General features: G+C 69.7%; 9 protein-coding genes. 2 read left to right on the forward strand and 7 right to left on the reverse strand.

The window, feature by feature from the left end:
- Positions 1 to 53 precede the first annotated feature (53 nt).
- The 3 genes from choV to ACP2AH_RS06220 all read right to left on the reverse strand — a co-directional run bounded on the left by choV (position 54) and on the right by ACP2AH_RS06220 (position 3231).
- A complete protein-coding gene (gene choV, locus ACP2AH_RS06210) occupies positions 54 to 1250 on the reverse strand; it encodes a choline ABC transporter ATP-binding protein (protein ID WP_425105006.1) in 1197 nt (398 codons plus the stop codon).
- 3 nt (positions 1251 to 1253) lie between these two features.
- A complete protein-coding gene (gene choW / locus ACP2AH_RS06215; protein WP_244450648.1) occupies positions 1254 to 2105 on the reverse strand; it encodes a choline ABC transporter permease subunit in 852 nt (283 codons plus the stop codon).
- Between the two features lie 172 nt (positions 2106 to 2277).
- A complete protein-coding gene (locus ACP2AH_RS06220) occupies positions 2278 to 3231 on the reverse strand; it encodes a choline ABC transporter substrate-binding protein (RefSeq protein ID WP_425105365.1) in 954 nt (317 codons plus the stop codon).
- A gap of 399 nt (positions 3232 to 3630) precedes the next feature.
- Between ACP2AH_RS06220 and betB the strand changes: the two genes are divergently transcribed.
- Together betB and betA are read left to right on the forward strand one after the other, a co-directional pair.
- Positions 3631 to 5829, forward strand: coding sequence for a betaine-aldehyde dehydrogenase (gene betB / locus ACP2AH_RS06225; protein WP_425105007.1), 2199 nt, complete (start codon positions 3631 to 3633; stop codon positions 5827 to 5829).
- Positions 5829 to 7499, forward strand: a complete 1671-nt coding sequence (gene betA, locus ACP2AH_RS06230; protein ID WP_425105008.1) for a choline dehydrogenase — start codon at positions 5829 to 5831, stop codon at positions 7497 to 7499. Before betB ends, betA begins: the two co-directional genes overlap by 1 nt.
- 6 nt (positions 7500 to 7505) lie before the next feature.
- Here betA and ACP2AH_RS06235 read toward each other — a convergent pair whose 3' ends face one another.
- From ACP2AH_RS06235 to ACP2AH_RS06250, 4 genes are all read right to left on the reverse strand, one after another.
- Positions 7506 to 8444 (reverse strand): phosphatase PAP2 family protein, encoded by a 939-nt coding sequence (locus ACP2AH_RS06235; protein WP_425105009.1) that lies wholly within the window; start codon positions 8442 to 8444, stop codon positions 7506 to 7508.
- A 310-nt stretch (positions 8445 to 8754) separates the two neighbouring features.
- Positions 8755 to 9537, reverse strand: coding sequence for an electron transfer flavoprotein subunit beta (locus tag ACP2AH_RS06240; protein WP_425105010.1), 783 nt, complete (start codon positions 9535 to 9537; stop codon positions 8755 to 8757).
- The gene (locus tag ACP2AH_RS06245) at positions 9534 to 10727 is read right to left on the reverse strand and encodes an electron transfer flavoprotein subunit alpha/FixB family protein (protein ID WP_425105012.1); all 1194 of its coding nucleotides are present in this window, start codon (positions 10725 to 10727) and stop codon (positions 9534 to 9536) included. The genes ACP2AH_RS06240 and ACP2AH_RS06245 overlap by 4 nt, the downstream gene beginning before the upstream one ends.
- A complete protein-coding gene (locus tag ACP2AH_RS06250; protein WP_425105013.1) occupies positions 10724 to 12655 on the reverse strand; it encodes a DUF3483 domain-containing protein in 1932 nt (643 codons plus the stop codon). Before ACP2AH_RS06250 ends, ACP2AH_RS06245 begins: the two co-directional genes overlap by 4 nt.
- Positions 12656 to 12693: the final 38 nt, after the last annotated feature.

Consider the following 12693-nt stretch of genomic DNA (forward strand, 5'->3'; position numbering starts at 1 on the left):
TGAGCCGCCAGGCATTAGCCTGACGGCGTTTTTCTACGCTGGACGGTGACGCGTCAGCCGTCCAGCCGCCGCAGCAGCCCGCGATAGATTTCGTCGTCGTCGCACAGGCCGGCAAGGCGGCCGAGGCTGTCGACCAGCAGGATCGGCAGATCGGTGTGGCGCTTGAGCTCGATGGCGGCCTTCAGCTTGAGATCGACCGGGGCGACGATGCAGTCGGCATCGTGCGCCAGCTTGTCGTCGATCAGCCCGGCCTCGCCATCGGCCGTCGCCAGCACGCCGGTGCGGCCGTCGAGATCGAGCGCGACCGGCCGCCCTTCGGCATCGACCTTGACCTTCACATGGCCGTCGCGATCGAGCACCACGGCATCGCCGTCACGGGCAAGGCTCGCGGCCGGGCGCATCACCGCCGTTCCCCGCAACACGTTGAGCGGGTTCATGTGCTTCACGAACTCGGCGACATAGGCATTGGCCGGGCGCAGCAGAATGTCCTCGGCAGTGCCAGCCTGGACGATGCGGCCCCCCTCCATGATGGCGATCTTGTTGCCTAGCTTCAGCGCCTCGTCGAGGTCGTGGCTGACAAAGACGATGGTCTTCTGGATGCGCCGCTGAAGGTCCAGCAACTCGTCCTGCAGCTTGTCGCGGATCAGCGGGTCAAGCGCGGAGAACGGCTCGTCCATCAGCAGGATATCGGCATCGGTGGCGAAGGCGCGGGCGAGGCCGACGCGCTGCTGCATGCCGCCGGAGAGTTCGTTGGTGTACTTTCCGGCCCAGTTGGTGAGGCCGACCATCGCCAGCTTCTCGTCGACGATGCGGTTGCGCTCGGCCGCGCTCATGTCGCCGCGCAGTTCCAGCCCGAAACCGACATTGTCGCGGACCGTGCGCCAGGGCAGCAGGCCGAATTGCTGGAATACCATGGAGACGGTGTGCATGCGGATGTCGCGCAACGTGTTCTCGTCGCAGCGCGCGACATCGATGGCGGCGCCCTTGTGCTCGACGAGAACTTCGCCGCGCGCCACCTCGTTCAGGCGATTGATGGCGCGCAGGATCGTGGATTTGCCGGAGCCGGACAGGCCCATGAGCACGCAGATCTCGCCACGCTCGATGGCAAGGCTAACGCCGGCCGCGCCGAGCACGGCGCCGGTGGCGGCGAGGATTTCGTCGCGCGAGCGTCCCTCGTCGATCAGCCTCAGGGCGCTCTTTTGGTCGGCGCCGAAGACGATGTCGATATTGCGGAATTCGACGGCGGCCATGGTTCAGCCCTTTCGCGCGCGGCGCTCGGGCCGCTTGCACACACGGTCCAGCACGATGGCGAGGACGACGATGGCGAGACCGGCCTCGAAGCCCATGGCGATGTTGACGGAATTCAGCGCCCGCACCACCGGCTTGCCCAGCCCGTCGGCACCGACGAGGGCGGCGATGACCACCATGGATAGGCTCAGCATGATGCACTGGGTGATGCCGGCCATGATGGTGGGAAGCGCATAAGGCAGTTCCACCTTGAACAGGAGCTGGGTCTTGGTGGCGCCGAACGCCTTGCCGGCCTCATAGAGCGCGGGCGGCACCGAGGAGATGCCGAGATGGGTGAGGCGGATGGGGGCGGGGATGGAGAAAATGACCGTGGAGATCAGCCCCGGCACCGCACCAAGCCCGAAAAGCACAAGCGTGGGAATGAGATAGACGAAGGTGGGGATGGTCTGCATCAGGTCCAGAACGGGGCGGATCGCGGTGTAGAGCCAGGGCCGGTGCGCGGCGGCGATGCCGATGGGAACGCCGACGACGACGCAGACCAGTGTGGCGCAAATGACCAGCGAGAGCGTCTCCATCGTCGCCGACCAGTAGCCGAGATTGGTCACCAGCAGCAGCGACCCGACGATGAACACCACCAGTCCGATGGAACGGTGGACGAGCCAGGCGGCGAGGCCGAACAGTGCGATGAGGAGCAGCGGCGGCACCCAGAGCAGCGCCGCGGTGAAGCCGCCGATCAGCGCGCCCAGCACCAGCGACACGAAGTCGAAGAAGCCCTGACCATGCGTGGTGAGCAGGTCGACGAAGTCGCGGAGCCAGATTCCCAGCGGGATCTTGTGCTCGGTCAGCCAGTCATACATGGGCGCTCCTCGGCGGGGTGAGTGAGGGCGGGCGCCGCCTGCCGGCAGGGGCGCTTGCGGTCAGCATCCATCAAGGCCCGGCCGCAAGGGCGGCTCGGCATGACGGTCATCGCTTATGATCGTAAGGGGCGGCCCCTCATGGCAAGGGGCCGCCAGGCCGGATGCGCCGCGCTCAGAGCTTCAGCGCCGCCTTCACCGCCGGGATGGCGGGCTTGCCGTCGATGGTGGTGACGCCGGCCAGCCAGGGCTCCCACACGGTGGGATTGGCCTTCAACCACTTGTCCGCCGCCTTGGCGGGCTCCATGCCGTCGAGCAGGATGTAGCCCATGACGACGTTTTCGGTGTCGAGCGAGAATTTCAGGTTCTTGATCAGCGTGCCGACATTCGGGCATTCGCTGGTATAGCCGGCGCGGGTGTTGGTATAGATGGTGGCGCCGCCATAATTCGGGCCGAACACGTCGTCACCGCCCGAGAGATAGCTCATCTTGTACTTGGCGTTCATCGGGTGCGGTTCCCAGCCGAGGAAGACGATGGCTTCCTTGCGGCGGGAGGCGCGCTCCACCTGGGCCAGCATGCCCTGCTCGCTGGATTCGACGAGATCGAAGCCCTTCAGGCCGTATTTGTTGTCCTTGATCATGTCGAGGATCAGGCGGTTGCCGTCATTGCCCGGCTCGATGCCGTAGATCTTGCCGCCGAGCTTGTCCTTGAACTTGGCGATGTCGGTGAACGACTTCAGCCCTTCGTCATAGAGATAGGTCGGCACCGCCAACGTGTACTTGGCGCCCTCCAGATTGACACCGATCACCTCGACCGTCTTGTCCTCGCGATAGGGCTTCAGATCGGCTTCCATCGTCGGCATCCAGTTGCCGAGGAACACGTCGATATCCTTGGTCTGCATCGACTTATACGTCACCGGCACCGAGAGAACCTGCGTCTTCGGGGTGTAGCCCAGCCCTTCCAGGATGGAGGAGGCGAGCGCCGTGGTGGCGGTGATGTCGGTCCAGCCGACATCGGCGAAGCGGACCGTCTTGCAGGCTGCGGGCTCCGCAGCCTGGGCGGCGTCGCGGGGCTGGGGAGCGAGGCCGAGCGCCAATCCGAGGGCGGCGGCGGCCATGAAATTGAGCATGCGCATCTTTGTTGTTCCCGTTGGCATCCTGGCAGGATCATGGAACCGGCGTGGCCTGACGCCAAGCCCGGTACGGCCGGAATCGACAAGTCAGGGACGGCGGGATCTTGCGGTGCCCTTCGGGCCCGGCCCGCTCCGCCCGGATGCGGCCTCTGGAGGCTTCTTTTGAACAGCTATTCAAAACGCGATCGGACCATTTGTCACGCGTAATTTTTGCCCAGAAACGACGAATTTACGGCGCTTTTCGCGGCGTTTGCCGATTTGCGCCACGGCAACAGAAGCGTTGCGACGCGCCCGACGGCGGTACTCCGTGCCGGCCGCGCCGGGGATTGCCGGCGCGGGTGATCCATGTATTGTACAGCCATTCAATAGTTCCCTTCCGTCGATCAGGAGGTGCCGGTGGCCCGGGCGAATGCGCAGGCGCAGAAGCCTCCCGCGCGGTTCGATGAGGTGGACGATGAGTCCGATCCGGCCGGCCGGACCGGTCCGGCCACTCCGACGCGTGGGGACGAGGAGACCCGCCGCCGCGCGCCGGAGGATGTGCGCCGCCGGCAGCTGATCGACGCCACCATCGATTCGCTCGCCGAGATCGGCTTCAACGCCTCGACCCTGGCGCAGATCGCGCGGCGGGCCGGCGTCTCCCCCGGTCTCGTCGCGCATTATTTCGGCGACAAGGACGGGCTCCTGGAGGCGACGCTGCGTCACCTCTCGCTGCGGCTCTACCGCGCCACCGCCCAGCGCCTTGCCGCCGCCGACACGCCGCGCGGCCGGGTTCAGGCGCTGATCGACGCCAATCTGGCGCCGGAGGAGTTCGACCAGCGCACGTCCAGCGTCTGGCTCGCCTTCTGGGGGCAGGTGCTGCATTCCGAGCGGCTGCGCCGGGTGCAGCGCATCTATCAGGCGCGCATGCTGGCCAATCTGCGCCACGATCTGCGCGGGCTGGTCGCGTCCGCCGACGTCGCCCGCATCGCCATCACCATCGCCGCCATTATCGACGGGCTGTGGCTGCGCTCCTCGCTTTCCGCCGCCGGCGAGACCGACTCGGTCAGCGCCCGGCAGGTCGCCTCGCTTTTCGTCGATGCCCAGATCGCCGCCGCCGCGCCGGCGCTCCCTACCAACGGACCCGCGACCATGACCAGCCGTCCCCCGCTGCACGCCAACCATATTGGCGGCCAGTACCGCCCGCATGGCGGCGCCACCTTCACCACCTCCAACCCCGCCACTGGCGAGGTGCTGGCGGAGATCGAGATTGCCGGCGAGGCCGAGGTCGAGGCGGCGGTGGCGGCCGCGCGCACCGGGCAGAAGCGCTGGGCGGCGATGACCGGGGCCGAGCGCGGGCGCGTCCTCATGCGTGCGGTCGCCCTGCTGCGCGCCCGCAACGACGAACTCGCCCGGCTGGAGACGCTCGACACCGGCAAGCCGATCCAGGAAACCAGCGTGGTCGACGTGCTCTCGGGCGCGGACTGCCTGGAATATTATGCCGGCCTTGCCGCATCGCTGTCGGGCGAGCATGTCGATCTCGGCCCCAGCGCCTTCGGCTACACCCGCCGCGAGCCGCTCGGCATCGTCGCCGGCATCGGTGCCTGGAACTACCCCCTCCAGATCGCCTGCTGGAAATCCGCTCCCGCGCTCGCCTGCGGCAATGCGATGATCTTCAAGCCGGCGGAACTCACCCCGCTCACCGCGCTGAAGCTCGCCGAAATCTATGCCGAGGCCGGCGTGCCGGAGGGCGTGTTCAGCGTGGTGCAGGGCTTTGCCGACACCGGCCGGCTGCTCACCCGCCACCCCGCCATCGCCAAGGTCTCGCTCACCGGCGAGGTCGGCACCGGCAAGAAGGTGATGGTGGATGCCGCCGGCACGCTGAAATATGTGACACTGGAACTCGGCGGGAAATCGCCGCTCATCGTCTTCGACGACGCCGATCTCGACGATGCGGTGTCCGGCGCGCTGCTGGCGAATTTCTATTCCGCCGGCGAGGTCTGCTCCAACGGCACCCGCGTCTTCGTGCAGGAAAAGGTGCGCCCCGCCTTCCTCGAAAAGCTGAAGGAGCGGGTGGCGAAGATGGTGGTCGGCGATCCGCTCGACCCCGCCACCCAGGTCGGCGCCCTGATCTCGCCCGAGCACATGGAAAAGGTGCTCGGCTATATCGAGAAGGGCAAGGCCGAGGGCGCGGCGCTGCTGGCGGGCGGCCACCGCGTCACCACGGGCGCGCTGGGCAAGGGCTGCTTCGTGGCGCCGACCGTGTTCGATGGCTGCGCCGATGGGATGAGCATCGTGCGCGAGGAGATTTTCGGCCCGGTCATGGCGGTTCTGTCCTTCCGTGACGAGGACGAGGTGATCGCCCGCGCCAACGACACCGATTTCGGCCTCGCGGCTGGCGTGTTCACCAAGGACCTCGCGCGCGGCCACCGGGTGATCGCGCAATTGCAGGCCGGCACCTGCTGGATCAACGCCTACAACATCACGCCGATCGAGCTGCCCTTTGGCGGTGCCAAGCAATCCGGCCTCGGGCGCGAGAACGGTAAGGCGGCGATCGAGCACTACACCCAGCTCAAGAGCGTGTACGTCAATCTCGGCCGCGTCGAGGCGCCCTACTGATGTCCGCCGCCGCGCATGAACTGTTCGATTATGTGATCATCGGCGCCGGCTCGGCCGGCTGCGTGCTGGCCGACCGGCTGAGCGCGGATGGGAGCAACCGCGTCCTCGTGCTGGAATATGGCGGCTCCGACCGTTCCGTGTTCATCCAGATGCCGAGCGCGCTCTCCATCCCGATGAACATGAAGAAATACAACTGGATGTATGAGACCGAGCCCGAGCCGGGCCTTGGCGGGCGGCGCATGCACTGCCCGCGCGGCAAGGTGCTGGGCGGCTCCTCCTCGATCAACGGCCTCGTCTATATGCGCGGCGCGCCGGCGGATTTCGACCGCTGGCAGCAGGAGGGGGCGCAGGGCTGGTCCTATGCCGATGTGCTGCCCTATTTCCGCCGGGCGGAAAGCCGACGCGAGGGCGGGGATGAATATCGCGGCAGCGACGGCCCGCTCGCCACGCGCTATGGCACGCTGGAAAACCCGCTCTACCGCGCCTTCATCGAGGCGGCGCAGCAGGCCGGCTACCCCGCCAGCGACGACGTGAACGGCTACCAGCAGGAAGGCTTCGGCCGCATGGACATGACCGTCAAGGACGGCGTGCGCTGGTCGGCGGCCAATGCCTATCTCAAGCCCGCGATGAAGCGGGTGAACCTGAAGGTCGAGACCCATGCGCGGGTGGAGCGCATCCTGTTCGAGGGGCGGCGGGCCATCGGCGTGCGCTGGTCGCGCGGTGGCAGCACGCGCGAGGTGCGGGCGGCGCGGGAGGTGATCCTCTCCGGCGGCTCGATCAACTCGCCGCAGCTGCTCAAGCTCTCCGGCATCGGCAGTGCGGATGAACTGCTCCCCCTCGGCATCGAGATGGTGGCGCACCGGCCGGGCGTGGGGGAAAATCTGCAGGACCATCTGGAAGTCTATTTCCAGCAGGCCTGCACACAGCCGATCACGCTCTATTCCAAGATGGGGCTGATCCCGCGCGGGCTGATCGGCGCGCGCTGGCTCCTGAAGAAGGACGGGCTCGGCGCCACCAACCATTTCGAGGCGTGCGGCTTCATCCGCTCACGCCCCGGCATCGCCTCGCCGGACATCCAGTATCATTTCCTGCCCCTCGCCGTGACCTATGACGGGCAGGGGCTGGCGAGCGAACACGGCTACCAGGCCCATGTCGGGCCGATGCGCTCCAAGAGCCGGGGCTGGGTGCGGCTCGCCTCGCCCGACCCCTTCGCGGCGCCGCGCATCCAGTTCAATTACCTCACCCATCCCGATGACAGGGGCGAGTTCCGCGCCGCCGTGCGGCTGACGCGGGAGATTTTCGCGCAGGACGCGTTCGCGCCCTATCGCGGGCGGGAAATCCAGCCGGGGGCTGATGTGACGAGCGACGAGGCGATTGACGCCTTCGTGCGCGAGAAGGTGGAGAGCGCCTATCACCCCTCCTGCACCTGCCGCATGGGATCGCCTGCCGACCCGCTGGCGGTGCTGGACCCGCAGATGCGGGTGATCGGGGTCGAGGGGCTGCGGGTGGTGGATTCCTCCGCCATGCCCTCGATCACCAATGCGAACCTGAACGCGCCGACCATCATGATGGCGGAGAAGGCGGCGGACCATATTCTCGGCAAGTCGCTGCTCGCGCCGTCCAACGCGCCGGTCTATGCCGCGCCGAACTGGCAGAGCGCGCAGCGCTAAAGGCGCTTAGGGCGGGTTGGTGCCGGTGGGGGCGCCGACGCTGCCCGTCGGCCCGTCCATGGCGGCGGCGCGCGCGGCGGCGCCGGGATGGATCGCCCGCTCGGCCCGGCGCAGATTGCGGGCGCTGCGATAGGAGGTCGCGAGCGTGCGGCGCACCCAGTGGCGCAGCGCGGCGCGCTGCGCGGCCATGCGGTAGCCAAGCGCGGTCAGCCGCTTCTCCAGCGCCGCGTCGGACAGGCTGTCGCGGTAGCGCACGAAGATGAGGTGATGAAGCGCCGCCGCCAGGATCAGCATCAGCCCGATGGAGATCACCACGTCGGAGAGATAGTGCCCGCCAAAGGCGACGCGGCTCAGCCCGACCGCCGCGACGAAAATCCCGAGCAGCGTGCCGACCGGCCAGCGCCATTCGCGCGGGACGAACAGGACCAGCGGCAGCAGGCAGGCGATGAACGCCCCCTCGCCGGAGGAGAAGGAGTGGTTGCCGAGGCCCGAGGGACCCATCACCCACGGGCCCTGAAACGCCCAGGCACCGCCGAAATGATCCGTGTTCATCGGCCGGGGGCGGCCCCAATAGGGCTTCAGGATGCCGTTCACCAGAAGGGCGGGGCCGAGCAGATACAGAGAGATGAAGAACAGCGCCATGCGCGGCGGCACCAGGCTCGTCTTCGCCGGGAAGGACAGTTTCAGCACCACGCCGATGAGCAGCAGCAGCGGCAGCGACAGCGAGATGTTGGAGCCGAAGGTGCGGAAATCCTGCAGCAGCGGAATCTGGGCGGCGGGGAAGCTCCTGCCCGGCTCGTGGAACAGCCCGGCGACGGTCAGGTCGATCTGCGGGACCAGATAGAACAGGAACGAAAGCGCGGCGGTGGCGAGGATGGCCGTGGTCAGCGGCGCGCGCGTGAAGAGGGAGGCCCTGGCGCGCGAAGATTCGTTCGGATCGGACATGGTCGGTCTGTCTGTGTCAGCGAGAAATCACGGGGAGACGCGTGCGGCCCGGCCTTTGCGGCCCGGCCTTGGCGGCTCAGCCGGCGCGGCGCGCCGTGTGGCCTTCTGCCGTTACGGCAGGTGCGGGGCGTGTGCCGGCGGTCTCGCGTGTTTCTGGCATGATCGGTTCCCTCTCGCGCGTGCGTCGCCGGGCCCCCGGGAAGCGGTAGGTTGTTAGCGTCTCTTCGTGGCAAATGCATGGGAAAAGGCGCGGCACTGCCCGGCAAAATAGGCCAGCGTGCCGCTGACAGGCCGCTGACAGCCCCCGGCTTTAGCGCCCGGCGATGAGGCCGAGCGCGCGCAGATGCGCGAGAATCTCCCGCGCCGCCTCCTCCGGCGCCGGGTCGACCAGCAGCCTGCCACCGCCGCTCGCCGCCACCGTCGCCGCCTTCAGCCGCTCGGCGGCGGAAGCGCCGGCCGCCGCCTTGGCGATGAGTTTCGGGCGCGGGCGGTAGGGCCGCTCGTCCACCGCGCGCGGGGCGGGGGCGGAAGCGGGGGCGGCGATCTCCTGCGTCTCGACGTGGCCGCGTCGCACGCCGGCGAAGGCGAAGGGCAGCGGGCCGGGCGCGGCCGGGTGGACGGTGACCAGCGCCGGCAGCCGCACCACGAGACGCCGCCGCGCCCCGCGCCCCAGCGCCTGCTCGACGCTGAGCGTGCCAGCCTCGGCCCCCAGTGCCAGCGCGGCGGCATCGGCGAGGATCGGGCGATGAAGCGCGCGCGCCAGCGTGTAGGGCAAGAGGCCCGAATCCTCGCCCCCCTGGCCGCTGCGGCCGGCGAGGATGAGGTCGTAGCCGCCGGCCTCCAGCGCCGCGGTGAGTGTGGGAGTGGGGTCGGCCTCGGCATGTGTGCGCAGATGCACGAGACGGCCGAGCCCATGGCCGAGCGCATCGGTGAGCGGGCCGATTTCCGGCCCGGCATGCAGGCCGGTGACCGTACCGCCGCTGGTGCCAGCGAGTTCCACCGCCAGCCGCAGCGCCTGAAGTTCCACCGGCACCGGGGCCGGGCGGCCGGAAACCTTGTGCCGGCCGGCGGAGAGCAGAACCGCGATCTTCATGGCGCGCCCTCCTCACCGAGCAGCCGCAAAAGCGCCGGCATCACCTTCTGCGCGTCCGCGACGATGGCGAGGCCGGCGCGCTCGATCATGGCGGCGTGCAGATCGGTGTTGACGGCGATCACATGCTCGCAGCGGGCGACGCCCTGCAGATGCTGCGGCGCGCCGGCAATGCCGAGGGCGAAATAGCCGCGCGCCTCCAGCACCGTGCCAGAGGCGCCGACCTGCGCGGCGCGCGGCATCAGCCCGGCATCGCACAGCATGCGGCTGGCGCCGGGCGTGGCGCGCAGCGCCGCCACCAGCGCGCGGAAGGTGGCGAGATCGCTGACGCCATTGCCGGCGGAGACGACGAAATCGGCTTCCGCCAGCGCCACTTTCGCCGGGTCGGCGGGGATGAACTGCGCGGAAAGGAGGGCGCCGCCCGTCGTCGCCGGGAAGGCGAATTCCACCGGCCGCGCTTCGTGCAGACTGCCCGCATGCGGCGCGAGCGCATCGGCGGCCAGCGTCATCAGCCGCACCGGCGCGCCGCGCTGTTCCACCCGCCGCCCGCGCGCGGCGCGGGTGACGGTCTTGGGGCTGAGGCTTTCCGCACCGGCGAAGAAGGGCTCGCCCGACAGCGCGGCCAGCCGGCGGGCGAGGTCGCCGCCCTCCGCGCTTTCCGCGAACAGCACATGGCGCAGATCGAGCGCGGCGAGCGCGGCGTTCAGCGCCGCCGCCTTCGCCTCCGGGTCATAGCCGGAAACGGGCAGCGCCAGCACGCGGTCGGCACCAGCGGCGCCAAGTTCCTCGCTAAACGCGTCGACCAGCGCCAGCACCGCCCCGCCGCCGGCATCGGCCAAGAGGCGGGCGGCGCCGAAAAGCTGCCGGTCATGGGCGGAAAGCCGCCCGCCCGGCGCGTCCGGCACCAATGCGACGAGAAAGGCGGGCTCGGCGATGACCACGCGGCGCGGCGCCGCCTCCATCTCCACCGGGGCGGCGGCGACTACGAGGCCCACGGCCGGCGCGCGCTGGCTGCGGTCCAGCCGGCGGCGCAGCGTGCCGGGCACGAGAGCAAGGCGTTCTTCCGCGCGCGGGTCGCGGCGCGGGCGGCCCGTGGCAACAGGCGTCGCCGTGAGATCGAAGCGCGGGCGGGCGCCGCCGGGCACGCGGTGGGCGGCGCGCGCCCCGCGCGGGTCCTTGCGCGGGCGGCTCATGCCGGCACCCGCGCGGTGCGGGCCGGGGCGGTGGCGGCCTTCTCCACCGCCATCAGCACCAGCTCGGCGATGTCATGCACCGCCGGGCGCTCGCCGGTGACGCCTTCCAGCATGGCGGAGCATTGCGGGCAGGCCACCGCGACGATGCCGGCGCCGGTGGCGGCCGCCTGGCCCATGCGGATATCCGGGATGCGGCGTTCGCCCTCAATATCGGCCACCGGGGCGCCGCCACCGCCGCCGCAGCACATGGAGCGCTTGCCGGAACGCTCCATCTCTCGCCGCTCGAGGCCGAGCCGGTCGAGCAGGCGGCGCGGGGCGTCCACCTCGCCATTATAGCGGCCGAGATAGCAGGGGTCGTGATAGGTGATGCGTGCCGCCTCCAGCGCGCCGAGCGTGAGCCGGCCGGTGGCGACCAGCTCGTCGAGAAAGGCGGTGTGGTGCACCACCTCATAGGCGCCGCCAAAGGCGCGGTACTCGTTGCGCAGCGCGTGCAGCGCGTGCGGATCGGCGGTGAGAATACGGCCGAAGCGGTAGCGCGCCAGCGTCTCGATATTCGCGCCGGCGAGGCGCTGGAAGCCGGCCTCGTCGCCGAGCCGGCGGGCGAGGTCGCCGCAATCGCGCTCCTCCTCGCCGAGCACGGCGAAGTCGACGCCGGCCTTTTGCAGCAGGGTCACCAGCGCGCGCAGCGTGCGGCCATAGCGCAGATCATAGGCGCCTTCGCCGAGCCAGAGCAGCACATCGGCTTCGCCCTTTTGCGCCATCAGCGGCAGGGTGAGGCCGGCGGCGAAATCGGTGCGGCCGTTGAGCGGGCGCCCACCGGGCTCGTCGGCATAGCGCAGTTCCATGAGCGGCGCGGCGGCCTTGGCCGGCAGGGCGCCGAGCTCCAGCGTCTGGAAGCGGCGCAGATCAAGGATGGCGTCGACATGCTCGATCATCATCGGGCATTCCTCGACGCAGGCGCGGCAGGTGGTGCAGGACCACAGCGTGTCCGGGTGGATCATCGCCGCTTCGCCGACAATGGGCAGGCCCGGGCCGCCGACTCCGGCGACGGGGCGGGCGTTCGGATAGGGGCTGCCGGCATAAGCGGCGTTGGTGCCGCCGGGCTGCAGGCTGGCGGCGAGGTCCTGGATGAGGCGCTTCGGGTTCAGCGGCTGGCCGGCGGCGAAGGCCGGGCAGGCCACTTCGCAACGCCCGCACTGGATGCAGGCGTCAAAACCGATCAGCCGGTTCAAGGCGAAATCCTCCGGCATCGCCACGCCGAGGCGCGGGGCGTCGAGGTCAAGCGGGGTCAGCGCGGTGGCGCGCTCGCCCGTGAAACGGCCGGGGCGGGGATGGGCGACGAGATGGGCGGCGCCGGCAAAGGCGTGGCGCATCGGGCCGCGGTCGATCTGAAGCGCGAGGCCGATTCCGCCGATGGCCGCGAAGGCGAGCCCGAGCAGGCCGAGCGGGCGAAGCGCCCCGCCCAGCGAAGCATCCAGCGCGACCAGGAAGCCGCCGCCGCTATAGGCGGCCAGCAGGAAGGGCAGCAGCTGGAACCGCCCTCCGGAGAGCCGCGCCGGCTTTGTCGGGTAGCGCCGCCGCCCGACCATCGCCCCGCCCGTGAAGGCGGCGGCGAAGGCGAGGGCGGTGAGCCACCAATAGAGCCTTGCATCGCCCAGCGCCGGGAGGAGGCCGATGAGCGCGAGGCCTGAGCCGGCCAGCAGCCCGCCGGCGGCCAGCGCGTGCATGCGCGCGGCATAGGGGTCGCGCCCCACCACATGGTGGACATCGACGAGGTAGCGTTTCGGCAGGGCGAGCAGGCCCGCCACCCAGTCCACCCGCGCCGCCCGGCCGATGCGCCACGCCCGCGCGCGGCGGGCGGCGAGGACGCCGGCGATCACCACCATGGCGAGGACGGTGAGGGAGAGGAGAAGCGCGAGGTCCGTCATCGGCCGGCCTCGCGGGGGTGGCGCAGCCCCTCACCCGG

It is taken from the genome of Ancylobacter sp. (genome assembly GCF_965249975.1).
Classification (GTDB): domain Bacteria; phylum Pseudomonadota; class Alphaproteobacteria; order Rhizobiales; family Xanthobacteraceae; genus Ancylobacter.

Excerpts from the sequence above, each read along its gene's own strand:
- choV (WP_425105006.1), bottom strand. The coding sequence starts at position 1,250 with ATGGCCGCCGTCGAATTCCGCAATATCGACATCGTCTTCGGCGCCGAC.
- choW (WP_244450648.1), bottom strand. The coding sequence starts at position 2,105 with ATGTATGACTGGCTGACCGAGCACAAGATCCCGCTGGGAATCTGGCTC.
- ACP2AH_RS06220 (WP_425105365.1), bottom strand. The coding sequence starts at position 3,231 with ATGCTCAATTTCATGGCCGCCGCCGCCCTCGGATTGGCGCTCGGCCTC.
- betA (WP_425105008.1), top strand. The coding sequence starts at position 5,829 with ATGTCCGCCGCCGCGCATGAACTGTTCGATTATGTGATCATCGGCGCC.
- ACP2AH_RS06235 (WP_425105009.1), bottom strand. The coding sequence starts at position 8,444 with ATGTCCGATCCGAACGAATCTTCGCGCGCCAGGGCCTCCCTCTTCACG.
- ACP2AH_RS06240 (WP_425105010.1), bottom strand. The coding sequence starts at position 9,537 with ATGAAGATCGCGGTTCTGCTCTCCGCCGGCCGGCACAAGGTTTCCGGC.
- ACP2AH_RS06245 (WP_425105012.1), bottom strand. The coding sequence starts at position 10,727 with ATGAGCCGCCCGCGCAAGGACCCGCGCGGGGCGCGCGCCGCCCACCGC.
- ACP2AH_RS06250 (WP_425105013.1), bottom strand. The coding sequence starts at position 12,655 with ATGACGGACCTCGCGCTTCTCCTCTCCCTCACCGTCCTCGCCATGGTG.